The organism is Leucobacter sp. M11, assembly GCF_035726885.1.
Lineage (GTDB): Bacteria > Actinomycetota > Actinomycetes > Actinomycetales > Microbacteriaceae > JAPFRB01.
Window position 1 is genome coordinate 578,383 of record NZ_JAPFRB010000003.1, and the last position, 1,363, is coordinate 579,745.

Below are 1,363 nucleotides of genomic sequence, written 5' to 3' on the forward strand. Positions count from 1 at the left end.
TCGTGGCGATCGCCGCCGGGATCGCCGTCGCGGTCGTGCCTCTCACGGCTGACCCCGGGGCTCGGCTCGTGCCGCGGGACCGCATCGACCCCGAGCTCGTGGTCCGCGAGCGGCCCAGCCCCCTCAGCGGCTACCGGAGCTGGTTTCAGGACGAGCGCTTCGCGGAGCCCCTGTTCGAGATTTCAGCGCCGGACGGGGGACCGGACCGGCTGGGGCTCGCGGTGCTCGGCCGCTACGACGGCGCCGAGTTTCACGTGGGCGACCCCGGGGCCTCGGGCGAGCGCTTCACCCGCTTCCCCAGCGGGGAGACCCCCCGCGACCCGGTGGCGGTCGAGGTCACCGTCGCCTCGGGCTACGCGGACATCTGGGTGCCCCTCGCCGCGGACCTCAGCGCGCCGCCCCGCTTCGGCGGCCCCCGGGCCGACGCGCTCACCGAGGGCTTCTATCTGAACCGGGGCAGCGGCACGGGCGTCGCCGTCCCCACAGCCGAGGGGCTCCGGGCCGGGGACACCGTCACGCTGACCGTGCCGCGCGCGGCCCCCGCACCCCTCAGCGCGGGGCCCGCCTCCGCGGACCCCCTGCTCGGCCTCGACGCCATGCCCGAGCTGTCCGCCTGGCTCCGCGCGCAGGCACAGCCCCGCACCGCGGCGGGGCTCACCGAGCTCATCGACCGGCTCGGCCAGCGCGGGTACCTGAGCCACGCGCTCAGCGTCGAGGCGGACGGTGCGCTCTGGCTGGACGACCTTCGCGAGCGCGGCGGGGGCCGCTTCCTGCCGAGCTACGCCGGGCACTCGACCGCCCGGATCGAAGAACTGTTTGCCCAGCTGAACGAGCAGCAGCGCGCGGCGGGGCAGAGCGCGGGCGATCCGGCGCTCGTCGCGGGCATCGGAGACGACGAGCAGTTTGCCGCCGCCGCCGCGCTCCTGGCCCGCGCCCTCGGCTACGACTCCCGAGTGGTCGTCGGGGTGCGCCTCGCGGGGGAGGACCCGGCCAGCGCCGCGCTGGCCGTGCCTCCCTGCGCCGAGCGCTGCTCCGGGGGGAACCTCGCCGCCTGGGTCGAGGTGCGCGGCGATGACGACCGCTGGGTCGCGCTGGACGCGAGCCCGCAGTGGCAGTCCGTCCCGACGGAGCTGAACGAGGGCGAGCAGCTCCCGAAGTACGCCACCGTCCCCCGCGACCTCAGCGCGAGCGACGCCCCGCCGCCGCTCGGACTCGGAGAACACGACGCGCCCGCGGCCACGGATTCCCCGGAGCCGGGGTCGGATTCGGCCCTCTGGCCGATCCTGCGCGCGGCGGCGCTGTCCGTGGCGGCGCTGCTCCTGCTCGCGCTCCCGGTGCTCTTCCTCCCCGTGGCCAAGCGGCT

At 76.6% G+C, this 1,363-nt stretch carries 1 protein-coding gene; it reads left to right on the plus strand.

Features of this window, described 5'->3' with window-relative positions:
• Positions 1-1,363 (plus strand): transglutaminase domain-containing protein (locus tag OOT08_RS11125; RefSeq protein WP_325092914.1); only part of this gene is annotated, 1,363 nt, incomplete at both ends.